Consider the following 24,522-nt stretch of genomic DNA (forward strand, 5'->3'; position numbering starts at 1 on the left):
GCCTGATCGATACGGTGCAGTACACGCCGGCCGCGGCCGGCACCAAGGCGTTCACGGTGAGCGTGATCGACGCCTTCAGCGGCCCCGGCCAGCACGGCACGAACACCCTGGGAACGTTTAACATCGTGGCGGCGGCGGCGAACACGCCGCCTCCCAGTCCGGCCGGCCCTGCGAGTGTCGACGAGCGCTCGCCCGACGGCACGCTCGTGCACACCATGGCCCTCAAGGACCTCGACGGCGATACGATCACCTACACCTTCGCTGATGCGCTGGATGCCGCCCACACGATCAGCCAGGACGGGAAGTTCCGGATCGTGGGCAACACGATCGTCGTCAACGGGACGCTGTCCGAAGTGGGAGGGGACACGCCCCTGCCGGCCTATGCGGTCGTCGCCACGGACGGCGCTCCGAACGGCACTGTCACGGGCAACGTGTCCATCACGGTGAAGAACGTGCCCGTCCTGTCGATCGCGGCCCCGGCGTCCGCGGCAGTCACGGAGAGTGACAGCGGAACGGTGGAGTACCGTTTCACGGTGAGACGCGAGTCGATCGGACGGGAGTCAACGGTGAAGTGGACGGTCGCGACAGGTGCCGGCATCGACGCCAGCGACTTCGATGCGCTCCAGGGCACCCTCACCTTCGACGCGGATGACGAGTTCCAGGACATCGTCCTGCTTGTCAAGGGCGACCGGATCGCCGAACTGAACGAAACCTTCACGGTCACCCTGTCGGAGCCGACAGGGGCCGCCATCAACCAGAATGCCAAGAGCGCCATGGGCACCATCACCAACGACGATCACGCGCCGACCCTGGTCATCGACCCCGGCGAGGACTACTTCCACGGACCGACCGGGACGGCGATCGCCGGCGTTCTCGCGGGCGTCAACCTGGACGACCTCGACGGGGCCGGCGAGCAGCTCACGCTCACGGTGTCCTTCCTGAACGCGAACGGCTCGTTCGATGCGGGCATGACCGACGGCACCTCCAACGGTGTCGTGGTGGCCGATAACGGCACCAATCCCGGCGGCTTCCGGCAGTTCACCCTGGTCGGCACCGCCGCCGATATCGAGAACTTCCTGGCGGCGCGGAGCTTCAAGCCTTCCATCGCGAACGCCAACACGTCGTTCTCCTTCACGCTGACCGACGGGGCTAACCCCAGAGCCTTCGGCGACAAGATCACCGTTCTCGGCGAGTTCCCAGGCAACCAGGCGCCGGATCGACCGAGCGTCCTGGCCACAATCCACGAGAGCAAGGCTCCCGGCTTCGTCGTGGGGACGATGGACGACCTCGACCCCGAGGGCAAGATTATCGATTATCAGTTCTTCGGAGCTCAGGCCAATTCGGACGGGAAGATCAGCGGTGACGGCCGGTTCGAGATCGTCGGCAACAAGATCGTCGTCAGGGACCTCTCCATGGTCGGGCAGCAGACCTACGTGCTTTTGGCCTCCGACGGGACCTATACCGTTCAGGGCAGCGCCACGATCACCGTCAAGGACAACCTCGGCCCGAAAATCAACTCCATCGCTCATTCTGGCAGCGGTCAGGCGGGAGCTGGCGCCGAGGCGGGGATGATCCTGGTCCAGGAGACCGCCGGTGCCGTGGAGATCGGCTCGGTGACGGCGTCCGACCAGGACGCCGCTATAGACGGCCGGACGCTCTCCTATTCCCTGGAGAACACCTATAACGGCCTGTTCACGATCGACGCCGCCGGCAAGATCCGGATCGCCGACGCCAGCAAGCTGCCGGTCAACGGCGACACGCCATACGCCTTGAAGGTCCGTGTCTCCGACGGAACCGACATGACAGAGCAGACAGTCACCGTGAAGGTGAAGGAGACGTCGACAAACCAAGCTCCCACCGGCCTGTCGCTGGCCATCCCGAACAACGCGGTGAAGGAATTCACCGCCGTGGGTCAGGAGGTCGGCACGCTTTCGGCGACCGACGCGGATGGGGACACGCTCACCTACAAGCTCCTCGATAACGCCAGCGGCCGGTTCGACATCAAGGGCAACAAGCTCGTGCTGGCGGGAACGGGCGTCAACTTCGAGGACATGGCGTCCCACCAGATCAAGGTCGAGGTGAGCGACGGCAAGACCACGACCCAGCAGGTCTTCACCGTCAAGGTCGAGGACCAGACCGACCTGACCAAGCGCGGCACGAAGAAGGCCGAGACGCTGAAAGGTCGCGCCCTCGACGACAATCTGAAAGGCGGCTCCGGCAATGCCAAAGACACCATCAAGGGGCTGGCCGGCGACGACAAGCTCTACGGCGAGGGCGGCAACGACTCGCTTCTGGGCGGCGACGGCATCGACAGCCTCTTCGGCGGCGCCGGCAACGACATCCTGAAGGGCGAGGCCGGCAAGGACCTCCTGAAGGGCGATGCGGGCAACGACACTGCGTATGGCGGCGCCGGAAAGGACATGCTGTACGGTGGCGCCGGCAACGACATCCTGAAAGGCGATGCCGACGACGACGTGCTCTTCGGCGAGGCCGGCAACGACAAGCTCTATGGCGGCGCAGGCAACGATGCCTTCGTGTTCACCAAGAAGCCCAGCAAGTCGGCCAATCTCGACCAGGTCATGGATTTCAAGTCCGGTCAGGACAAGGTCTTCCTCGACAATGCCGTGTTCAAGAAGCTCGGCGCGCTCGGCACGATGGAAGCGCCCTTGAAGCTCGACGTGACCATGTTCAAAGCCAACAAGGCCACGGACAAGAACGATTATCTGGTCTACAAGAAGGGCGTGCTGTATTACGACGCCAACGGATCGGGCAAAGGAGGCGAGGTCGAGATCGCGAAGATCAAGAGCCTCAAGGCCGCTGATATCTTCATCATCTGACGGGCTGCTCCGGCTGCGCCTTTCACCCCGGCAGGGCAACCTGCCGGGGATTTTCGTTGGTCCGCCGGCACGATGCCGGCTCCGTTCATCTCCGCTTGTGGATCGAGCCCGTGACGCTCCTGAAGGGGCAGGACGCCCGGGATGAAACGGCCGGCCCTGGCGGAAAGCCCGCCGCCGCATCGCACGGCTTGCCGGCGCGCCCGAGGCAGCGTATGAAACGTGATAATATTAAAAGAGGCGCTTCATCATGGCCAATCGCGATCCGGACTCGAACACCTATACCCTCCTTCCGGGAGAGCTGAATTTCGCTCTGGCGCCGCAGGACGGCGACGCCGACGTGATCGGCAACGGCCTCGACAACATCCTGACCGGCAACGACGGCAAAAACCTCCTGGTCGGCCTCGCCGGCGACGACACGCTCGACGGCGGCACCGGCGCCGATACCTTGCGGGGCGGCCTCGGCGACGATGTCTACCGTCTCGCAGGCGGCGACGACGCGATCGAAGGCGAGGATGCCGCGAATGGCGGCGGTGACGACACCATCCTGTCGGACTCAACGATCGACCTGGAAGACTATCCCGACATCGAAAACCTGACCCTGGAGGGCGCGGCCGACCTCGACGGCTTCGGCAATGCCCTCGGCAACACCATCCTGGGCAATGACGGCAGCAATACCCTCGACGGGCGCGACGGCGACGACAGCCTCGCCGGCGGCCTGGACGACGACCATCTGATCGGCGGCGACGGGAACGACACCCTCGACGGCGGCGACGGTGACGACCAGCTCGATGGCGGCGCCGGCAACGACACCTATCTCGTCGACGGCAGCGAGTTTATCAACGAAGGTGCCGACGAAGGCAACGACACCGTGATCGTCACGGTCAATATGGACTATACGATCCTCGGAACCCAGATCGAGAACATCGTGCTGACGGCCGGAGGGTCGGCGAGCGGCAACGATCTCGACAATCATCTCCTCGGCAGCGACCTCGACGACAATCTCAGCGGCGGCAAGGGCAACGACACACTCGTCGGCGGACTGGGAGACGATGTTCTCACGGGTGGAGAAGGGAACGACACCTACTACGTCGACAGCGATCTCGATACCGTCATCGAGCAGGCCGGCGAGGGTAACGATACCGTCATCGTCACTGGCGACATCGACTACACGCTCGTTGGAACGCAGATCGAGAACCTCGTCTTGACCCGGGGAGGATCCGCGACAGGCAACGATCTCGCCAACCGCCTGACCGGGGGCGACAACAGCAACGACGGTCTTGATGGCGGGAAGGGGGACGACACGCTCGACGGCGGTGGCGGGGCCGATGGCCTGACCGGCGGGGAGGGCAATGACACCTATTATGTCGACATCGATCTCGACTTCGTTTCGGAGCTGGCCAATCAGGGCTACGACAGGATCTACTCGCGGGCCAGCCTCAACTTGAGCATGCAGGGCGCCAACGTGGAGTATCTGGAACTCCTCGGCTCCGCCAATCTCAAAGCGACCGGAGACGGTCTCGCCAATGAGATCGTCGGCAACAGCGGCAGCAACAGCCTCTCCGGACTTGACGGCAAAGACACGCTGAAAGGCGGGCTCGGCAGCGACACCCTGGATGGCGGCGCGGGGGCTGACGATCTCAAGGGCGGCCAGGGCGACGACACCTACACCATCGATGACCAGGACAGCGTGCACGAGGAGGCGGGCGAAGGCCGGGACACGGTCCGGGTCGGCTTCGCGGTCTATAGGCTCACGGACAATGTCGAGGACATGACCTTCACCGGCGCGGGCAACTTCGCCGGCACCGGCAACGATCAGCACAACTTCATCCGGGGCGGCGCCGGCAACGACACGCTCGCGGGAGGAAACGGGGACGATTCCCTCCACGGCGGCGCCGGCGCGGACCGCATGGACGGCGGGGCCGGCAGCGATCTCTACTGGGTCGACAACAAGGCCGACGTGATCGTCGATTCCGGCGTGGGCTTCGACCGGGTTCTCGCATCGGCCGATTACACGCTCGGGGCCAACCTGGAATACCTCGCCTTCGAAGGCAGCGGCAATTTCTCCGGTACCGGCAACGAGCTCGACAACACCCTCTACGGCAATACCGGGGCCAACACCCTGGACGGCGGCGCGGGGCGCGACCAGATCGACGGCGGCGAAGGGGCGGACCGCCTGCTCGGCGGCGCCGGGGACGACACGATCAGCGACTGGAAGGGCGACGACGTGATCGACGGGGGCGCCGGCAAGGACGATCTGCGCGGCGGCGTCGGCAACGACACCTATCTGGTCGATGGGCTCGACCTGGTGACGGAACTCGCCGGCCAGGGCATCGATACGGTGACGGCATCGGAAAGCTTCGCGCTCGGCGCGTCCGCAGAAGTCGAAATCCTGATGGCGAAAGCCGGCACGAACGCCATCAACCTCACCGGGAGCGACACCGCCAATGCGGTCTCGGGCAACAACGGCGCCAACGCGCTGTCCGGCATAGGCGGGGACGATGTCCTGACCGGCCATCTCGGCAGCGACACCCTCTCGGGCGGCCTCGGCAGTGACCGCCTTGCCGGCGGGGTCGGCAAGGATGTCCTGCAGGGCGATGCGGGTGCGGACAGCTTCGTCTTCGACAGCCGCATCACGAAGGCGGATGCCGACAAGATCGTCGCGTACAATCCCGCCGATGACCGGATCTTGATCGAGAACGCCCTGGTGAAAGCCAACAAGGTCCTTTACAAGGCGGTCGGCAAGGGCACGGAGGCAAAGCCCGCCGCCCTGGCGAAGAAATTCTTCACGATCGGCTCGAAGGCAAAGGACAAGGATGACTTCTTCATTTTGAACACCAAGAAGTTCACCCTGTCCTACGATGCCGACGGCAGCGGCTCCAAGGCGGCTGTCGTGATCGCGACCTTCGACAAGAATGCGATGAAGAAATTCATCCACAAGGAGCTGTTCTTCATCTGAGGAGCCTGTCTCGCGGAGCGGGAGTCGGAGAGTGGCGCTGGCGATCGGCGCGGACGTCCGTCAGAACCGGATCCGGCGTCCTGCGTCTGCCGATGCGCCCCCCGATGCAATCTCACGCATCGGCGGTGCTGTCGAATCGCGCTCGACGAGGCGACAGGCGAGCTCCGTGCGGCGGACGACCCGCTCGCCGTGCGTCGCGAGTTCGACCAGCATGTCGACGGCCGTTTCGCCCAGCTCGCGGGCGGGAATGTGCATGGTGGTCAGCCGCGGCGTGAGCAGGTCCGAGATCGGCAGATCGTCCATGCCCATGATCGACATCTCGTCCGGGCATGCTATCTGGCGGGCCGTGAGAGCCGAGAGGGCGCCGAGTGCAAGGCTGTCGGCGGCGCACAGGAGCGCCGTCACATCGAGGGCGCCTCTGTCGAGACGCTCGCCGATGGCCTGTTCGGCGCATTCGGGGGTCCAGTCCTCGACGTCGATCACGTTCTCGTCCGGGCACGGCAGGCCATGTTCGGCGAGAGCGTCGCGCCAGCCTTCCAGACGCCGCCGGATGGTGGTGCGGCCGGGGCGCATGACGAAGCCGATGCGCTGGTGTCCCAGGCCGATCAGATAATCGCAGGCCATGCGCGAGGCGGAACGATTGCAGGGGCTGACGCTGGAGATGCGCATGAGGGGATCGTCCCCGTTGATGAGAACCGCAGGCTTCCCGCTCTCCTGGATGCGCTCCATCACCTGCATGTCGTCGATCGTGAGCAGGAGAGCGCCCAGGATGCTCTGGCTGTCGAGCACATCCCGGAGCGGAGCGTGGTTCTCGTCGGAGTCCGGCAGAGGCACCAGGGAGATCTCGATCTCCTTCGCCGTCGCGGCCGCCTTCAATCCCTCGAGCACATGCCAGGTGAACTGCGTACGCCGGTAATCCGTCATGGCGGCCGTGCTGGCAAAGACCGCGATACGCGCGCCCTGTATTCTGTTGGGAAGCGGATATCTAGCCCTCCTGGCGGCGTCGAGGATCCGCTCGCGGATGTCGTCCCGAACGCCCTTCTGGCCGGTCAGGGCACGCGACACGGTGCTAATGGAGACGTTGCACGCAAGGGCGATGTCGCCCAGCCGGGTGCGGCCCGGAGTCTTCGAAGGCAAGGTTGGTTTCTTCGACATGAGAGCGATGCTGCAAAAAATTTTCATGTTGCGCAATCTCCGGCGCTCATGAAAAATCCCACGAACGACAAGCCGATGCCTGGGAGGCAGTGCACATGAGGGGCATAATGCGTCCCAGGCGCGACGCCGCCACGTTCCATGAGGCTCATCGTGGCCGCTCGTTGGCTGGTGACATCCGCTCCGGCAGCCGGACAAGTCAGCCGGTCAGCCGAGCTGATCGGCTGCCCCGGAAACGGAGCCCGGGTCTCACGCTGCCGTGTCGGGCGCGCGTGGCGGGCAGACTGGGGTAAGGGCGGTCATGGCAAGCGAGACGTATCTGACCCATCCTCTGACGACCGGCCGGGCTGTCGGCCATTGGCAGCTCGGCGACGTGCACGAGGAGCGGTACGACGTTCCGGACCGTACCATGGAAGGGAAGATGGACGCCTTCTTCTTCCTGACCAAGGACCGGAACTTCATCCCTCATCAATATGCCTGCCGGACGGATTTCATCGAAGCTTATCGCGGCAAGACCCCGCAGCCCGTCACGCACTTCGCGCCGACGCGGGTCTGGCTGCCGTTCGGCTCTCCCCGGGTCGACCTGTCGGGATTCTGGTTCAGGGCCACGCGGGTCGAATGCTGGGCCCGGACCACGATCGAGTCCCCACGTGATCAAACGGCGCGATTCAGCTTCGCCACCTGCGGCGGTGCCTTCCTTGAGGTCAATGGACGCCGTGTGGCGGAGCTTGCCCGGTACCAGCGCAATTTCGAGGAGCGCGTCGAGATCGACATTGCCCTCAAGACAGGCCGGAACGAGCTGCGGGTCTGGTTCGCCGACCTCTGCGAGCGGGATGCCCGCTATTACTTCAGTCTCGAGCTGGTATCCGGCGAGGGTCTGTCGGTCGGATTGCCGATCGCCGTCGATGAGGCGCGCGCGGCCGCCGTGGAGAGCATGCTGGAGGGCATGCGCTTCGAGAGGCCGTCTTATGGACGGGGCGAGGTCGCCATCGTGTTCGATCATGCCGCGACCTATCCGCTCGACGTGCGGGTCGCGGTGCGCGGCGACTTCATGTCCACGGAAGATACGCTCGCGTTCGACAAGGCGCTGCCGGCCGGCGCGGCTCGGATCGCTATCGCCGATACGAGCGAACTCCCGGCCGATTTCCGGCATTTCGACATCACCCTGCGCGACGGCTCCTTTGCGGCAACGCGGGTGCTGGGCGTCGAGATCTGCCACCTCGACCGGCAGCCGCCCGCGTCTCCCGACATCGGGGTCAGGGCGCGGGCCGTGCTCGACCACGTGTCGGAGCGCGGGGAGCGCGACATGGTGGCCGTGCTGGCGCGCCTCGCGCTCGACCGGGGCGGGCCGGACACGGACCGCATCATCGAGTCCTGCCTGCCCATCGTCGGCGATTGCCACGATTGCGCGGACTTCCTGCTGGTGCCGCTCCTCTGGTCCCGCATGGCCTGGCCGGAGCGGATCGCTTCGGACACGCGGGCCGGCATGGACGACGTGATCCTGCGCTTCCGCTACTGGATGGACGAGCCCGGCAACGACGTGATGTGGTACTTCAGTGAGAACCACGCGCTGCTGTTCCACACGGCTTGCCATCTCGCGGGCTCGCTGTTTCCGGATGCGACCTTCACACGGTCCGGGCGCAGGGGCCGCGAGCAGGCGGAGATCGGCCGGCAGAGGCTCGTCGAATGGCTGACCCATTTCGAAGCCTGCGAAATGGCCGAATGGAATTCGGCGCCCTACTTCCCCATCGACCTGAAGGGCCTGTGCGCGCTCTACGCCCTCTCGCCCGACGCCGGCATCCGGGAGCGGTCCGGCGCCGCCATCCGGCGCCTGCTCGAGATCATGGCCCTGTCGAGCCATCATGGCATGATGACCGCCTCGCAGGGCCGCAGCTATGAGCACACGCTGCGCCCCGGGCGCACGCTCGAACTCTCGGGCATCTCCTATCTCGCCTTCGGGCAGGGTTCGCTCGGCCGCCGCTTCCATGCCGTGCCTCAGCTCGCCCTGTGCTTCGCCGAGCATGGCCTCACGATCGACCCGCGGCTGGCCGCATTCTCCGATCATCGGAGCGCCGGAGCGTATGAGTGGTGCTACAAGCAGGGCGAGAACGGCATCGCGTCCCTCTATCACTTCAAGTCGAAGGATTACGCGCTGGGCAGCATTGCGGCCTATCGCTGGGGCGAGTGGGGCTATCAGGAGACCGTTCTTCATCTTCGCCTCGGGGAGATCCCGGAAGCCCAGATCTGGGTCAACCATCCCGGCGAGGTGATCCACAGCGGTTACGGCCGCCCGTCCTACTGGGGCGGCTGCGGAACGGTGCCGCGCGTGCATCAGTACCGCTCCCTGGCGCTCGTGGACTTCGCCGCGCATCCGGCCCAGCCGGACTTCACCCATGCCTGGCTGCCGGAGGCCGAAATGGATGAGGTGATCCACGCGGGCAACCGAATCCTGGCGCGCTCCGGCGAAGGGCTCTGCCTCATCGTCGCGAGCGGCCCCTTGGAACAGGTCGCGAAGGGCCCGGCGGCCGGATGCGAAGTGCGCCTGCCGGGAGGTGCGGGCCGCTGGATCGTGCGCCTGTCGGACATCGCGACCGAGGGCAGCCTGGCCGCCTTCGGCGAGCGCTTCGCAAACCTCTCCGCCGAGGAGCGCAGCGACGGCGTCATTCTGGTCCAGGATCCCGATTTCGGCCCTGTGGCGTGCCATCCCGACGGCGCGGTGAGGGCGTCCAAGGAAACCATCGATCCGAAGACCTGGACTCTGTCCGGGACCCTGACGGTTTTTCCGGAAGGAGCGCACGTGCCGCTGCCTTCCCAACAGACCAAACAAGAGCAACGCGAGATTGCCTGAACCAAGAATTCATCATGGGAGGAAAGTGATGAAACAACTGAAACACCTGGCCTTCGGTGCCCTCGCGCTCGCATTGAGCGCCTCCGTCGCGCAAGCGGCCACCGAAGTGCGCATCATGTGGTACTCGGACGGCAACGAGGGCGAGGTCCTGCAGGACCTCGTCAAGCGCTTCGAATCCCAGAATCCCGATATCAAGGTCGTGGTCGACAACGTCGCGTTCGGCGTCATCAAGGACCAGCTGCCCGTTCAGCTCGAAGCCGGGCGCGGACCCGATATCGTGCGCGTGGTGGAGTTGAAGTCGCAGGCCAAGCACTGGCTCGATCTGCGCCCGCACCTGAAGGATGCCGCGACCTTCGAAAAGAACTTCAGCAGCACTCTCGACTGGATGCGCGAGGACGGCAGCCAGGCGCTGCCCGGCTTCATGACCCAGCTCACCATCACGGGCCCGCTCGTGAACACCACGCTGTTCGAGCAGGCGGGCGTGCCCGTTCCCGGTTCGAAGGCGACCTGGGACGAGTGGGCGGCGGCGGCCAAGAAGGTGGCCGACAGCCAGAAGATCCCGATCGCGCTGGCGTTCGACCGTTCGGGCCACCGCTTCATGGGACCGGCCATCTCCATGGGCGCGAAGGTGATCGGCCCCGACGGCAAGCCCGCCGTCGTGGACGAGGGCTTCAAGGCCATGGCCCAGCGCATCGCCGACTGGCACAAGAACGGCATCATGCCGCGCGAGATCTGGGGCGGCGTCGCCGGAACGACCTACAAGGGAGCCAACGAGGAGTTCGTGAACGGCCAGGTTGCGGTCTACTTCTCCGGCTCCTGGCAGGTCGCCCAGTTCTCCCAGAAGATCAAGGACGCGTTCGACTGGTCGGCGGCCCCCGAGCCATGCGGGCCTGCCGCCTGCACGGGCATGCCTGGCGGCGCCGGTCTCGTGGCCGTGAAGTACACGCAGAACCCGAAGGAGGTGGCCCGGGTCGTCGAATATCTCGCGAGCGAGCCCGTGGTGCGCGAGTTCTCCGAACGCACCCTGTTCCTGCCGGCGCATCAGGGCGTCGCGGCCAAGGGCGTCGACTTCAAGTCGAGCGACCCGAACGTGAAGAAGTCGCTCGACATCTTCCTCAATGCGACCCAGACCGCCGATCCGCTCGCTCTGAAGATGCAGAGTTATAAATGGTCGGGCACGATCTACGCGGCTGTCATCAGCCGTCTCGGTCAGGTGGTCGCCGGCGAGACGCAACTCTCCGACGCTTATGCCCGCATCGAGGACGACATCAAGCAGAAGGTTGCGGAAGCGTCGCGCTAGCCGAGGGCACGCGCGATGAGCATCACCACCCAGGTGTCGGGAGGGCGGGCTGCCGGCCTGTCCTCCATGCTCGCCTTGCCCTTCCGCGTCCTTATGGGAGCCCTCAACGCTCCCATGAGTGCCGTTCAGCGCCGGTTCGGCATCGGCGGCATGGGGGCCGTGTTCCTGGCCCCGAACATGCTGATCTTCGGCGTCTTCGTGCTCATTCCCGTCGCCATCAACCTCGCCTATTCCCTGACCGGCGGAACCGCCATCTTCTTCGAAGGCCGCTACTTCGTCGGTCTCGACCAGTACAAGACGCTGCTCACCTGCGGGGACTATACCGTCCCGGCCACCTGCCTGCAGGATGCCTTCTGGCAGAGCCTGCACAACACGGCGCTTTTCGTCGTGCTGCAGGTCACGCTGCTCGTGCTCGCCTCCCTGGCGACGGCGCTTGTCCTCAACCGCGAGATGCGCGCCCGGGGCTTCTGGCGCGGCGTCTTCTTCTTCCCTGTCCTGCTCTCGCCGGTGGTCGTCGGCCTGATCTGGAAATGGATCCTGCAGCGCGACGGGCTGCTCAATGCGCTTCTCCTGGACCTCGGCTTCGAGCGCACCCTCTGGCTGGCCGAGCGGAACTGGGCCATGTTCTGGGCCATCTTCGTGTCCGTCTGGGCCCATCTCGGCTTCTATGCGCTCATCCTGCTCGCCGGTCTCCAGGCCATTCCGCGCGATCTCTACGAGGCTGCCATGATGGACGGTACCGGCCGCATGCGCACCTTCCGGCGCATCACCCTGCCGCTCCTGTGGCCGAATCTCCTCGTCGTCATCATCCTGGCCCTCATCAAGGCCGTGCAGATCTTCGACGAGGCCTTCGTGCTCACCGGCGGCGGCCCGGGCACCAGCACCATGTTCATCACCCAGTACATCTATGAGACAGGCTTCGCCCACGTGCTGCGCAATCTCGGGCTCGCATCGGCGGCCTCGATCCTCATGGGGATCGTCCTTGTCGCTCTCACGGCCCTGCAGCTCCTGGCGTCGAACAGGCGCGCCCGGAAGGAGGCCGCATGAACGCCCTGGCCACCTTCCTCCTGCGCCGGCGCGGAGGCGCCGGCTGGCACTGGACCGACGTGCTGGCCGCTGTCTGGCTCGGCCTTGGTCTCGTCCTGATGTTCGGCCCGGTCCTGTGGCTCGCGGTCTCGTCCTTCAAGACACCCGCGAACCTGGCCGAGTTCCCGCCTACCTTCATGCCGCTCGACGCCCAGGTGGTCCGGGTTCAAGGCTATGAGCAGCCGCTGCCGCTCTTTCGCGTGATCCTCGACGACGGCAGCGAGGCGATCCTAGCCCAGGTGCGGCGCGTCGGCATCATGGCCCAGATGGTCGATCCGCAGAACCCGGGTCCCGTCATCCGCGTGCCGATCGACAGGAGAGCGCCCGTGCGGGAGATCAAATTCGCCACGGCGAACTATGCCGAGCCGCTGCAGCAATTCGATTTCCTGCGCTATTTCCGGAACTCGCTCTTCGTCACGGTCATGGCGACGCTCATCACGCTCGTGGTGAATTCCATGGCGGCTTTCGCCCTGTCGAAATACGAGTTCAAGGGGCGCACGGCGGTGCTCGGCATCATCCTCGCAACCCTGATGGTGCCTTTGTCGGTCATCGTCGTTCCGCTCTATCTCGTGGTGAACTCGCTCAACCTGTTCGACACGCTCTGGGGCGTGATCCTGCCGACGGTGGCGACGCCCACCGGTGTCTTCCTGCTGCGGCAGTACATGCTCACGATTCCCGACGAGCTGATCGACGCCGCCCGTATGGACAAGGCGTCCGAGTGGCAGATCTACTGGCGCATCGTCCTGCCGCTGGCCGCGCCCGCCCTGGCCGTCCTGGCGATCTTCTCGGTCATGTGGCGCTGGAACGACTTCCTGTGGCCCTTGATCGTCCTCTCGCGCAAGGAGCATTACACCCTGCAGGTCGGACTCAACGCGTTCTCAGGCGAGCTGAACGTACAATGGCACTACGTGCTTGCCATGACCGTCCTGTCGATCGTGCCGGTCGCCCTGATCTTCCTGTTCCTTCAACGCTACATCACCGCGGGCATCGCGAATACCGGCCTGAAGTAGGGCCGAGCAACACTGGAAAGAGCCCATCGTGAGTTATCTCATTCTGCGCCAGGTCGCCAAGGAGTTCGGATCCGTTCGCGTCCTGCACGGAATCGACCTCGAAGTCAGGGACGGCGAATTCGTGGTCTTCGTCGGACCGTCCGGCTGCGGCAAGTCCACGCTTCTGCGCACCATCGCGGGACTCGAGCGCGCGAGCTCGGGCGAGATCAGGCTCGACGACCGGATCGTCAACAACGTATCGGCGGCCGATCGGGGGCTCGCCATGGTGTTCCAGTCCTATGCGCTCTACCCGCATATGAGCGTGCGGCAGAATCTCGCCTTCGGGCTCGAGAACAGCCGCATGCCGAGGGACGAGATCGAGAGACGCGTGATGGAGGCGGCCCGGATGCTGCTGATCGAGCCGCTCCTGCACCGCAAGCCGCGCCAGCTGTCCGGCGGACAGCGCCAGCGCGTTGCGATCGGCCGCGCCATCGTGCGCCGCCCCGGGATCTTCCTTCTCGACGAGCCCCTGTCGAACCTCGATGCGGAGCTGCGCGTGGTGATGCGCGCCGAACTCGCCGCCCTTCACAAGCGGCTCAACGCCACGATGATCTACGTCACCCATGACCAGACCGAGGCGATGACGCTCGCCGACCGCATCGTCGTCCTGCGCGACGGGCGGATCGAGCAGGTCGGAACGCCGCTCGAGCTCTACAACAATCCCGCCAACCGGTTCGTCGCGGGTTTCATCGGCTCTCCCCGCATGAACTTCATCGAGGCCGAGGCCGTTCCGCTGGAGGGCGGCACGGGCGTGCAGGTGAATGGCCGTCCGCAGAAGCTGCCACACCTCGACGTGACGCCGGGTTCCAAAATCGCGATCGGCATTCGCCCTCATGCCGCTACGGTGACCGATGTCGATCAGGGAGTGATCGCGCTCGAACTGTCCCTCGTCGAGCAGCTCGGGGCAGAGACCATCCTGCACGGCAGGACGGACGAGGGCGAAATCTTCACGGTCTCGGCCCCTGGCCAGCGGCGCTATGCCATCGGCGAACGCATCGGGGTCGCGCTGCCGCCCGATGCGCTTCACGTGTTCGATGCGCAGGGAAACGCCCTGCAGCGGGGCTGAACCAGCGATCAGGTCCGCTCGGGCGATTATGATACATTGTTCGCTTGGGGAAAGTCCGATTCCTGCGCTTTTCCGACAGGCTTTACGCTCCTCCGATTTCTGCCGCGGACGATCCACGACATTCTCTCCTGGTCATCCGGGAAAGCAATCCGCTGTCCCGAACTGAGGCGGCCACGAGCACCATGCATCCTACGCGAGAAACCATGTCCTGCCATCAAAGCAGCGTCCACCGGCCAAAAGGAATGCTTCCGCGCCTCGCCCCCGACTGGACCCAGGGGCTTTTCCACTCCAAGACCATGAACGCGAGCCGGCCTCATTCCGCCCGTTTTCATGTCATCCGCGGCCGCATTCTCCTTGGTCTTGGCCAGCACGACCGAGCGGTCAGAGATTTCCGGCGTGCCATTCGGCTCGACTGGCGGTACGAGCGGGCCGTGTTCTGGCTCGACAAGGCAAGCCGCACCATCCCAAGCGCCGTCGAGACCGGCTCTCTCACATAGGCGTCAGGGGATAGAGAAAGGCCGTAGGGGCACATCATCCTTGATGCGTTGCAATGCTGTCAGGAGCCAGGACAGCGCCAAGATAATTCATCCTGATCTGTATGGAGATCAGGATGCGCTGAGACTTTACGCACTCAGGAATGTCCGGGCATCCGCACCGTTCACCCCGGCCTCCGCCATGATGCGCCGGGCGAGTTCCGCTGCGGACGGCCGGAGGCGACTTGGCGTCCGGTCGAGCCAGTACGATACGGGATTGACGACCATCCGTGAATCCACCGCCGCGACACGCCCGGTGCGCAAGGCATCGCCCGCCAGGGGAGGGCGGGCCAGCGCGATGCCGAGGCCGTGGGCGGCGGCATCGAGCACGAGGTTGTAATCTTCGAAGCGGCGATCCTGTGGGCGAGGGCGGTAATCCATCCCCTGCGCGGCAAACCACGCCCGCCATGCGGAAGCATCGGAATCATGGACCAGCGGATAATCCAGAAGCCGTTCCGGAGCTCCGGCACCGAGTGCGTCTGCCAGAGCCGGTGACGCGATCGGGAAGCACTGCTCCTCGAACAGGCGCACGGACATCCGTCCGGGCAGGGTGCCGCGCCCGCAGCGGATCGCCAGATCGATTCCCTCGGCTTCGAGGTCGATGTTGCGGTGCTCGACCACGAACTCGATGCGCAGGCACGGGTCGCCGTCCTCGAAGGCCTTCAGGCGCGGCATCAGCCAGAGGCTGCTGACGGACGGGATCGACGTCAGGCGGACGATGGCCGCGCCACGCCGCTCGATCCAGCGGTCGGAGCTGTCCGCGATCAGCGCGAAGGCCTCGCTCGTCCGCTGGTGGAGGCGCTGCCCCTGCGGCGTCAGGGCGACGCCGCGCGCCTGCCGGTCGAACAGCCGTTCTCCCAGCCAATGCTCAAGCTTGGCCACTTGGCGGCTGATGGCGCCATGGGTGAGGTGGAGATCGTTCGCCGCGGCCGAGAAGCTGCCGAGCCGGGCTGCGGCCTCGAAGGCCCGCAGGGCATCAAGCGGTGGCAAGGGCGTCGAGCTATGACTCATGCTCACAGCTGACAGTTGAATTGTTCGATTGTCAATCAGCTCGGATCGACGAATTCTCGGGCTCGCCATTTCCATCGCGAGTGTCCCATGAGCATCGGTGCCGTCCATCCCTCCAAACCCCTATCCTCCGACCACGTGACGGTCGCTGCGGTGATCGTCACGATCCTCGCCTGGGCGTCGGCCTTCCCGGCCATCCGGGCAGGCCTGCAGGCCTTCGGCCCCATCGAGCTCGGCGCCCTGCGGTTCGCGATCGCAGCCCTGCCGGCCGCTCTCTTCCTCGTCCTCACCCGTCCGGGCTGGCCGACACCGGCCGACTTCGTCCGCCTGGCAGCCGGCGGGCTTCTGTTCGTGGCGCTTTATACGGGGCTTCTCAACATAGGCGAGATGACCGTCTCGGCTGGAGCGGCAAGCTTCATCATCAACACGAACCCCATCATGACGGCCGCGCTGGCGATGCTCGTCCTGGGAGAGCGGTTCAGCGCCGGAGCCTGGGTCGGGACGGCGGTATCGTTCGCCGGCATCGGGCTCATCGCCCTTGGGGAAGGCGAGGGAATGCGCCTCGAGACCGGAGCCCTGCTCATCCTCGGCGCGGCGCTCTGCAACTCGGTGACCACGGTCGTGCAGAAGCCGCTCTTTGCCCGGCATAAGCCGCTTACGGTCTCGGCATGGAACATGGTGCTCGGCGCATTGGTCCTCGCCCCGTGGCTCCCGAGTGGCGCCGGCCAGTTCATCGTCGCGCCTTCGTCGGGGATCATGGCGGTCATCTATCTCGGCGTTGTCCCGAGCCTCATCGCGTACGGCACCTGGGCGATCGCCCTGTCGCGCCTGCCGGCGAGCCGCGCGTCGAACTTCATGTACTGCGTGCCGCCGGTCGCGACTCTTCTGGGCTTTGTCTGGCTCGGCGAGGCCCCGACCCTGCTCGGGGCCGTCGGCGGCGTAATGGCGCTCGCAGGCGTCGCCGTTGTCAACTGGCGGCGATAGGAGAGACGGGAAAGCAGAGAGCTGCGGTCATTCGGTTGATAGGCAGCAGAAAGAGCGTCGTCGCGCTATGCAGCGCGACGACGCTCTTCTTCAGTCGGGTATTCAAGCGAGTGCTGGCGCACTCGCCGGGAGCAGTGCGCGCCATTGTGACTCCTGCATCGCGATCAGTGATGTCCGAGTCGCGGCGAATCCGGTATTCATTCACGTCCCGTGCCGCTTGCGAAGCTGCGGCCCATCACGATGGCTCCCATCAAGATGTCAAAAGGCGATCTCATGAATGCCAACGCAAATCTCATCACTGAGCGGCCGACCTTCGTCACCCATCTCGAGTGTTCGTGGACCGGCGAGATCTACGAGGCGGACAAGCCGCACAATCTGTCCCATGCCGGCAAGCCCCTGCTGGTCCGCTACGATCTTAAGGGTGCACGCGCCGCTCTGAGCAAGGACGAGCTGTCCCAGCGCCCGAACGATCTGTGGCGGTGGCGCGAGCTTCTGCCGGTACGCCGCGCCGCGGACATCGTGAGCCTCGGAGAAACGACCACTCCGCTCGTTCCTCTTGCACGGTCCAAGGTCGGTGGAGGCGGGGAGGTGCTCGTGAAGGACGAGGGCCGTCTTCCCACGGGATCGTTCAAGGCCCGTGGCCTCGTGATGGCCGTGTCCATGGCCAAGGCTTTCGGGATCGGGCATCTGGCGATGCCGAGCAACGGCAATGCCGGAGCGGCGCTTGCCGCCTATGCCAGTCGCGCGGGCATGCGCGCCACCGTCTTCTGCCCGGAGGATACGCCGGAGATCAATCTATCCGAGATCGCCCTCCAGGGAGCCTCCGTCTATCGCGTCAACGGCCTGATCGACGATTGCGGAAAGCTCGTTGCGCAGGGCCGCGAGACGACAGGATGGTTCGACGTCTCGACGCTCAAAGAGCCCTACCGGATCGAGGGCAAGAAGACGATGGGGCTGGAGCTTGCGGAACAGCTCGGCTGGGAGCTTCCCGACGTGATCTTCTATCCCACGGGTGGCGGCACCGGCCTGATCGGGATGTGGAAGGCTTTCGACGAGCTGGAGGCTATCGGCTTCATCGGCAGCAAGCGTCCGCGCATGGTTGCCGTTCAGGCGGAAGGCTGCGCTCCGATGGTCCGGGCCTTCGAAGACGGCACGGAGACGGCCACGCGCTGGGAGAATGCCCACACGCTCGCATGGGGAATTCGCGTGCCGCAGGCCGTGGGCGACTTTCTCATTCTACGCGCGGTGAGGGACAGCGGTGGTTTCGCCATGGCCGTCTCGGACGAGGCCATCACGGACGCGGTCGCATCCGTCGCGCGCGACGACGGCCTCCTGCTGAGCCCGGAAGGGGGCGCAACCGTTGCAGCCTATCGACAGGCGCTCACCGACGGCCGGGTGCGCGGGGATGAGCGTGTCGTGCTGTTCAATTGCGCGACCGGTCTGAAATATCCCCTGCCGCCGATGCACGCGTCTCTCGACCGCACCAAGCCGATCGATTTCGCCAAGCTCGCATGAGTGTCCACCGTCGTGAGACGGCAATGATCCACTCCGACAGCGTGGTCTTCAACAAGGCTCACCCACGGTGGGTGAGCCTTAGAATTTTATGCTGCTCCGAATGGCATCCATAGAACGGTCTCGACGCGTGCCGGGCCATGATGAGAACGATCTTCTGAATTTCACTCATTGCCTCGAAGATGCTGTCCGTTTGACTGCGCGACCTGTAAATTGAAGGGAGATGGCAGCAGGTACAGACGACACCATGTCTCAGGGACATTCGCGCTCACCGCGCAAGATGATTCTCGGAATACTTGTGTTCTGGCTCGCCGTCGGAGCAGCCGTCGCCGGCAGGGTTGCCTATTTCGATCAGATCACCGCGACTGCCACGGCAAGGCCGCTCTGACGGAGCCTCCAGCCGCTTTTCAGTGATTCAACACTGCGCGAACAAACTGTTCGTTGGCGGGGGAGAGCGGCTTCTGCGCGTGGGAAGCGTTGAGCGACCGCTCCTGGATGTCGTTCGGTGCGGCAACGGATGCCCCGATGGCGATGATCAATGGACCGTCCTCGGGCAGATCGATGCCGCGCGCCACATTCCCGATCGTCGAATGCACGCTGTCCTGATCGTCTCGCGACACGTTGCTGATGGCCACGACCGGCGTGTCGGACGGAAGGCCGCTCTCGACCATCCGGGTCGCCAGCTTGGATGCCGTGCGCCGGCCCATATAGACGACCGTCGTCGCAAGAGGGTCCGCCAGGGCTGCAAGATTCAGGCTCTCGGGTAGATCCCCATGCCGGTCATGCGCGGTGATGAACTGCACCCGTTGAGCATGATCGCGATGGGTCAGAGAAGCGTTGAGTGAGGCCGCCGCTGCGCTCGCGGTCGTGATGCCGGGAACGACCCGAACCGGAACGCCGGCTTCCCGGCAGGCCGCGACCTCCTCGCCGGTGCGACCGAAGATGGCGGGATCCCCGCCCTTGAGACGAACGACGCGCTCGCCTGCAAGCGCCAGATCGACGATGAGGGCGTTGATGTCGTCCTGGCGGCATGATGCGCCATGGCCCTCCTTGCCGACATGGACCCGGCGGGCCTCCCGGCGCGCCAGTTCGAGGATGGCCGGCGTGACGAGGCGGTCGTAGACGATCACGTCGGCCGCCTGCAGCTCGCGCATCGCCTTCAGGGTCAGGAGTTCGGGATCGCCCGGCCCCGCGCCGACGATGACAACCTCACCTGGTCCTCGCCTCTCCGATCCTTCTTCGCCAAGCTCGCGTGCGAGGCGATCCAAAGTCCTGTTTCGGTCTTGCGATCCGTTCGCGAATGCGACATCGACGAACTGCTCCCAGAACCGGCGTCGACCCGGCTTCGACGGGATGATGTCCCGCAGGCGATCACGGAAGACCTTTGCAGCCTGCGCCCACGCCCCGAGCGAGGGAGGCAGAACCGCCTCGATGCGGCGACGAATGGCCTGGCCCAGGATGGGAGCCGCGCCATCGGTCGATATGGACACGACGACCGGAGCGCGATTGACGATGGTGCCGAACTGAAAATCGCAGAAGGCCGGTTTGTCGACGACGTTGACGAGCGCGCCGTGCCGGCGCGCCGCTTCGGCGAAGTTTGCGGCGTCCTGCCGGTCCTCGATGTCCGCGATCGCGACAGAGACTCCGGCGAGATCCGCCTCACGCCACGAACGTCGCATCAGGGTGAGGCGCGTCGGATCGTTTCGAACGACGGAGCGAAGCTCAGGCGAGGGGTTCTCCGCAACGATCCTGACGGTGCCGCCGGCTGCCGCGAGGAGTTCGGCCTTCCAGGCGATGCCGTCCGATCCTCCAACGACAAGAATCGAGCGCCCGGCGAGATCGACGAAGAGCGGCAGCTTCGGCAGGGCGTTGAGGCGTGCGGGACGCCGATCGTCGGCGCGAGCGGGCACGCTCATTCCGCCGCCTCGGCCAGAGGGCCCGTGTTGGCGTGAAAATCGCGACCGTTGCCCGTTGCGGCCACGATCCCGGCGCGGATGACGAAATCCCCGAACCTCTCGGCGACCTTTCGGCCATGGGCGTAGGCCGCGAAGAGCGGGTCGAGAGCGGCGATGATCTCGTCGTGCTGCAGGTCGGCCGCATAGAGCTTCGAGAGGCGGGACCCGTCGAAGGCGCCGCCGAGATAGAGATTGTACCGACCCGGGCCTTTGCCCACGAGGCCGATCTCCGCGATATACGGGCGGGCGCAGCCATTGGGGCAACCGGTCATGCGGATCGTGATCTCGTCCTCGGCGAGGCCGCGAAGGCTGAGGCGCTCCTCGAGGGCCGTCACGAGCGAGGGCAGGTAGCGCTCGCTCTCGGCCAGCGCCAGACCGCAGGTCGGCAGGGCCACGCAGGCCATCGCGTTGCGCCGCAGCGCCGTGGCATGGCTCGTCAGGCCATGATCCTCGACGAGCGCTTCGATCTGCGCGCGCTTCCCCGGTGAGACATTGGCCACGATCACGTTCTGGTTCGCCGTGAGGCGGAACTCGCCGTCGTGGATCTCGGCGATCCGACGGAAGCCCGTCAGGAGGGAAGGGCCGCCCGGAATGTCGCGCAGACGGCCGTTCTCGATGAAGAGCGTCAAGTGGGAGCGGCCGTCTTCGCCCTCGACCCACCCGTAGCGATCGCCGTTGTTGTCGAACCGGAAAGGCTGCGGCTTGCCCAGGGCTTTGCCGATGCGACGCTCGACCTCGGCGCGGAACGCGTCGAGGCCCCGATCCTCGATGGTGTACTTGAGGCGCGCATGCTTGCGGAGCGTGCGGTCGCCCCAGTCGCGCTGCACCGTCACCACAGCCTCCGCCACGGCAAGGGCGTCTTCGGGCCGGCAGAAGCCCAGCACGTCGGCCGTGCGGGGATAGGTGTCCTCCTCACCGTGGGTCATGCCCATGCCGCCGCCGACCGTCACGTTCCAGCCCTTGACCTCGCCCTTCTTGCCGAGGATCGCGATGAAGCCGAGATCCTGTGCGAAGATGTCGACCTCGTTCGACGGCGGAACCGCCACCACCGTCTTGAACTTCCGCGGCAGGTAGGTCCGACCGTAGACGGGTTCGATGACCTCTTCTCCGCCGACGACCTTCTCCCCGTCGAGCCAGATCTCCCGATAGGCCGGCGTTTGCGGCAGGAGATGCTCGGAGATCGACCGGGCGAGATCAAGGGCCGCCGCGTGGGCGCGGGACTGATGCGGATTGGTCGAGGCCAGCACGTTGCGGTTGACGTCGCCGCAGGCGGCGAGCGTATCGAGAAGGGCCGCGTCGATGGCCTTCATGGTTGCCTTCAGGTTCGACTTGATCACGCCATGGAACTGGAACGTCTGCCGGGTCGTCAGGCGCAACGTTCCATTGGCGTAATCCTGGGCGATCCGATCGAGCTGCAGCCACTGGGCCGGCGTGCAGACGCCGCCCGGTATGCGCAGGCGGATCATGAACGAAAAGGCCTTCTCGAGCTTCTTCTTCGTCCGCTCGGCCCGCAGATCCCGGTCGTCCTGCAGATACATGCCGTGGAACTTGACCAGCTGCTGGTCGTCTTCGGTGATTGCCCCGGTGACGATGTCGGTGAGGCCTTCCGCGAGCGTCCCGCGCAGATAGCCGCTTGCCTCTTTGATGCGCTCGTTGCGCGAGAGTTCCTTGGACATCGTTCGTGCTTCTCAATAAACGTCTTGGTAATAGCGCCGGCCGCGCTCGAGTTCCGTGACGGCGTGTTCGGCCGCCTCGGGGGACAGGGCCTTCACGTCGGCGAAGGCTGCAACGAGGGCGGCGCGAACATCCTTCGCCATCGCCTTGGCGTCGCCGCAGACATAGACCTGCGCACCGTTGTCCAGCCAGTCGACGAGGTCGCGGCGCTGCTCCCAGAGGCGGTGCTGCACATATACCTTCTGTGGCGTGTCGCGCGAGAAGGCGAGGTCGAGCCGGGCGAGCGATCCGTCCCTCAGGGCATCCTGCCATTCCAGCTGATAGAGGAAATCGTGCGTGTAGCGCCGGTCGCCGAAGAACAGCCAGGATCTGCCGCCTGCTCCAAGGGCACGCCGTTCCTGCACGAAGGCGCGGAAGGGAGCAATGCCGGTTCCCGGGCCGATCATGATGATGTCGGTGGAAGGCTCTGGCAGCCGGAAATGCTTGTTGGGCTTTAGGCGAACGCGGGCGGCCGCGCCCGCCTTGAGGCGGTCCGCCACGAAGGTCGACGCGACACCCCGGCGCACGCGCCCATGGGCTTCATAGCGGACAGCTGCGATGAGAAGATGCGCCTCGTCGCCGACCTCCCTGCGCGAGGACGCGATGGAATAGGCCCGCGGCGGGAGAGGCCGGGTGAGCGCCGTGAGTTGCTGGGCGGTCAGCGTGACGGGGTAGGCTTCGACGAGATCGATGAACTGGCGTCCGTCGATCCAGGAGCGCGCCTGTCCCTCATCCAGGAGCCTGCGGAGCTCCGCATGGCCGGTCTCGGCCGCGAAGGTTTCGAGGGTCTTGACCGCGAGGGTCGTGATGTCGCGCTCGGTCGTCAATGTGGTGCGCAAGCTGTCATCGGCCTGCAGTCCTGTCGCCGCGAGAACGGCGTCCACGAGGGCCGGGTCGTTCTCGGGAAACAGCTCGAGCGCGTCGCCGGGCTCATAAGCCGGCGCGGCGCCGTCGAAGCCGAGCGCCAGGTGAATCGTCTCCTTGTCGGAGCGCGAGGAACTCAGGTTGACATGCTCGATCACCTCGCCGATCACGGCATCCCGGCTCGGCTCGACGCTGACGCGGGGGCCGAAATCGACCGACACCACGTTGCCCGAACTCTCCTGGGCCGGACTCTCCTGGGCCGGTGCGAAGGCTGCGAGCGTGGTCTTGATCCAGGCCGCGGCGGGCGCCTCGAAATCCAGGTCGCAATCGACCCTGTCTGCCGCGCGTACGGCGCCGAGTTCGGCCAGCCGCGCATCGAGGGCTTTGCCGACGCCGCAGAATTCCGCATAGGCGGTGTCGCCCAGCGCCAGGACGGCGAAGCTCGTACCTTCGAGACGAGGCGCCGATGGTCCCATGAGAGCCGCATAGGCCCGGGCAGCACGCCCCGGCGGCTCGCCTTCGCCCCAGGTGGCGGCGATCACCACCAGCTTTCCGTGCTGCGGCAGGTCGGCCACGTCGAGATCGGCGAAATCGACGATCTTCGGCTTGAAGCCGTCCTTGCGGGCGAGCTTCGCCACGTCCTGGGCCAGCCGCTCCGCATTGCCCGACTCGCTGGCGAAGAGGATCGTGAGCGGCTCTGACGCACGGGCAGGTGCATCCACCCGGGGGAGGGGCGCCTGACCCGCATCGATCCCGGCCAGGAAGCCCGCGAGCCATGCGCGCTGAATGGGAGAAGCGGCGCTCAGGACGCGATCGAGGCTGAGCCGGTCGTCGTCCCCGAAGGGCGCGGTTTGAGGCAGAAGAGCAAATGCTGACATGGCTTCAGTTTCGCGCTCAGCTCTGGATGAAGTCAATGAAACGTTCTTTTTAAAGAACCAGTTCCGGAAGAAAATTCTTTTGTCTCGGCTGGCCCGCGGAGAAGAGAATTCTGCGGAACCCGGGGCTTGGCTAGAAAGGGGTAGGTGCGCACCCGGCTCGGGACCGTGCCAGGCCTCAGGCCGTGATCTCGATCGGCAGTGCCGTCGTGGACTTCACCCGTTCGACGCTGAAGCGCGAACTGACGTTCTTCAAGGGGACGATGCCGATCAAACGCTTGTAGAACAGGTCGTAGGCCTTGACGTCCGGAACGACCACCCGCAGCAGGTAATCCACGTCCCCGGCCATGCGGTGGAACTCGACCACCTCGCTCATGGTCGAGATCGTCGTTGCGAAGCGCTCCAAGGATTCCTGCGTGTGGTCGCCGGCCTCGACGCAGACGAAGACCGTCAGGCCAAGCCCGAGCTTCTCCGGGTCCAGAAGGGCCACCCGGCGTTGAATAACCCCCTGGGCTTCGAGGCGCTGGATGCGTTTCCAGCACGGAGTTTGGGAGAGGCCGACCCGGTGGCCGATGTCAGCGACAGAAAGTGTGCCATCTTGCTGAAGAAGATCTAAAATTTTTCGGTCGATGCGGTCCATCTCTGCATCCCGTACTTCGATGAATATTGCTCCCCTCGCTTTTCACGTTTCAGGGAAAAATATTCTCTTCTTGCGACGTCCTGGCCGAGACGGCGAGCGGTCCGCGCCCCGGTTCAGTACAGCCTGACCTTGACACCGTTCGTT

The 24,522-nt window shown here is 65.3% G+C and carries 16 protein-coding genes and 1 pseudogene; 11 read left to right on the forward strand and 6 right to left on the reverse strand.

Annotation, left to right across the window (positions count from 1 at the left end):
- On the forward strand, positions 1-2,837 hold a 2,837-nt coding region (locus tag KBI52_RS21150; protein WP_210811455.1), incomplete at its 5' end, for a Calx-beta domain-containing protein.
- 247 nt (positions 2,838-3,084) lie between these two features.
- Positions 3,085-5,793, forward strand: a complete 2,709-nt coding sequence (locus KBI52_RS21155) for a calcium-binding protein (RefSeq protein WP_210811459.1) — start codon at positions 3,085-3,087, stop codon at positions 5,791-5,793.
- A gap of 60 nt (positions 5,794-5,853) precedes the next feature.
- Here the strand turns inward: KBI52_RS21155 and KBI52_RS21160 are convergent, their stop codons facing one another.
- Positions 5,854-6,930, reverse strand: coding sequence for a LacI family DNA-binding transcriptional regulator (locus KBI52_RS21160; protein WP_371823199.1), 1,077 nt, complete (start codon positions 6,928-6,930; stop codon positions 5,854-5,856).
- 316 nt (positions 6,931-7,246) lie between these two features.
- On the opposite strand from KBI52_RS21160, the gene KBI52_RS21165 reads away from it, so the two are divergent.
- From KBI52_RS21165 to KBI52_RS21190, 6 genes are all read left to right on the forward strand, one after another.
- Positions 7,247-9,793, forward strand: a complete 2,547-nt coding sequence (locus KBI52_RS21165; protein ID WP_210811466.1) for a hypothetical protein — start codon at positions 7,247-7,249, stop codon at positions 9,791-9,793.
- Between the two features lie 28 nt (positions 9,794-9,821).
- Positions 9,822-11,093, forward strand: a complete 1,272-nt coding sequence (locus KBI52_RS21170; protein WP_210811468.1) for an ABC transporter substrate-binding protein — start codon at positions 9,822-9,824, stop codon at positions 11,091-11,093.
- 15 nt (positions 11,094-11,108) lie between these two features.
- Entirely contained in the window at positions 11,109-12,140 is a 1,032-nt protein-coding gene (locus tag KBI52_RS21175) for a carbohydrate ABC transporter permease (RefSeq protein ID WP_173947874.1), read from the forward strand.
- Positions 12,137-13,189, forward strand: a complete 1,053-nt coding sequence (locus tag KBI52_RS21180; RefSeq protein WP_210811469.1) for a carbohydrate ABC transporter permease — start codon at positions 12,137-12,139, stop codon at positions 13,187-13,189. The genes KBI52_RS21175 and KBI52_RS21180 overlap by 4 nt, the downstream gene beginning before the upstream one ends.
- A 28-nt stretch (positions 13,190-13,217) precedes the next feature.
- On the forward strand, positions 13,218-14,294 hold the full coding sequence (locus KBI52_RS21185; RefSeq protein WP_210811473.1) for an ABC transporter ATP-binding protein: 1,077 nt from the start codon (positions 13,218-13,220) through the stop codon (positions 14,292-14,294).
- A 242-nt stretch (positions 14,295-14,536) separates the two neighbouring features.
- Positions 14,537-14,791, forward strand: coding sequence for a tetratricopeptide repeat protein (locus KBI52_RS21190; RefSeq protein WP_210811477.1), 255 nt, complete (start codon positions 14,537-14,539; stop codon positions 14,789-14,791).
- A gap of 126 nt (positions 14,792-14,917) precedes the next feature.
- Here the strand turns inward: KBI52_RS21190 and KBI52_RS21195 are convergent, their stop codons facing one another.
- Positions 14,918-15,838, reverse strand: coding sequence for a LysR substrate-binding domain-containing protein (locus KBI52_RS21195; RefSeq protein ID WP_210811479.1), 921 nt, complete (start codon positions 15,836-15,838; stop codon positions 14,918-14,920).
- Between the two features lie 87 nt (positions 15,839-15,925).
- Here KBI52_RS21195 and KBI52_RS21200 point away from each other — a divergent pair, with 87 nt between their 5' ends.
- The 3 genes from KBI52_RS21200 to KBI52_RS21210 all read left to right on the forward strand — a co-directional run bounded on the left by KBI52_RS21200 (position 15,926) and on the right by KBI52_RS21210 (position 18,719).
- Entirely contained in the window at positions 15,926-16,819 is an 894-nt protein-coding gene (locus tag KBI52_RS21200) for a DMT family transporter (protein WP_210811482.1), read from the forward strand.
- Positions 16,820-17,092: 273 nt separating this feature from the next.
- Entirely contained in the window at positions 17,093-18,334 is a 1,242-nt protein-coding gene (locus KBI52_RS21205) for a threonine synthase (protein ID WP_210811485.1), read from the forward strand.
- A 220-nt stretch (positions 18,335-18,554) separates the two neighbouring features.
- Entirely contained in the window at positions 18,555-18,719 is a 165-nt protein-coding gene (locus KBI52_RS21210; RefSeq protein WP_210272147.1) for a hypothetical protein, read from the forward strand.
- 19 nt (positions 18,720-18,738) lie between these two features.
- On the opposite strand, the gene cysG is transcribed toward KBI52_RS21210, so the two are convergent.
- The 4 genes and pseudogenes from cysG to KBI52_RS21230 form a co-directional block, all read right to left on the reverse strand.
- The gene (gene cysG / locus KBI52_RS21215; protein ID WP_210811488.1) at positions 18,739-20,247 is read right to left on the reverse strand and encodes a siroheme synthase CysG; all 1,509 of its coding nucleotides are present in this window, start codon (positions 20,245-20,247) and stop codon (positions 18,739-18,741) included.
- Positions 20,244-21,950, reverse strand: a pseudogene (locus KBI52_RS21220) (NADPH-dependent assimilatory sulfite reductase hemoprotein subunit); the annotation flags it as partial. The gene cysG and the pseudogene KBI52_RS21220, both read right to left, overlap by 4 nt.
- A 24-nt stretch (positions 21,951-21,974) precedes the next feature.
- Entirely contained in the window at positions 21,975-23,741 is a 1,767-nt protein-coding gene (locus KBI52_RS21225) for a sulfite reductase flavoprotein subunit alpha (RefSeq protein WP_210811489.1), read from the reverse strand.
- 175 nt (positions 23,742-23,916) lie between these two features.
- The gene (locus tag KBI52_RS21230; protein WP_173947885.1) at positions 23,917-24,378 is read right to left on the reverse strand and encodes an Lrp/AsnC family transcriptional regulator; all 462 of its coding nucleotides are present in this window, start codon (positions 24,376-24,378) and stop codon (positions 23,917-23,919) included.
- Positions 24,379-24,522 lie beyond the last annotated feature (144 nt).

It is taken from the genome of Microvirga sp. HBU67558 (assembly GCF_018069605.1).
Classification (GTDB): domain Bacteria; phylum Pseudomonadota; class Alphaproteobacteria; order Rhizobiales; family Beijerinckiaceae; genus Microvirga; species Microvirga terrae.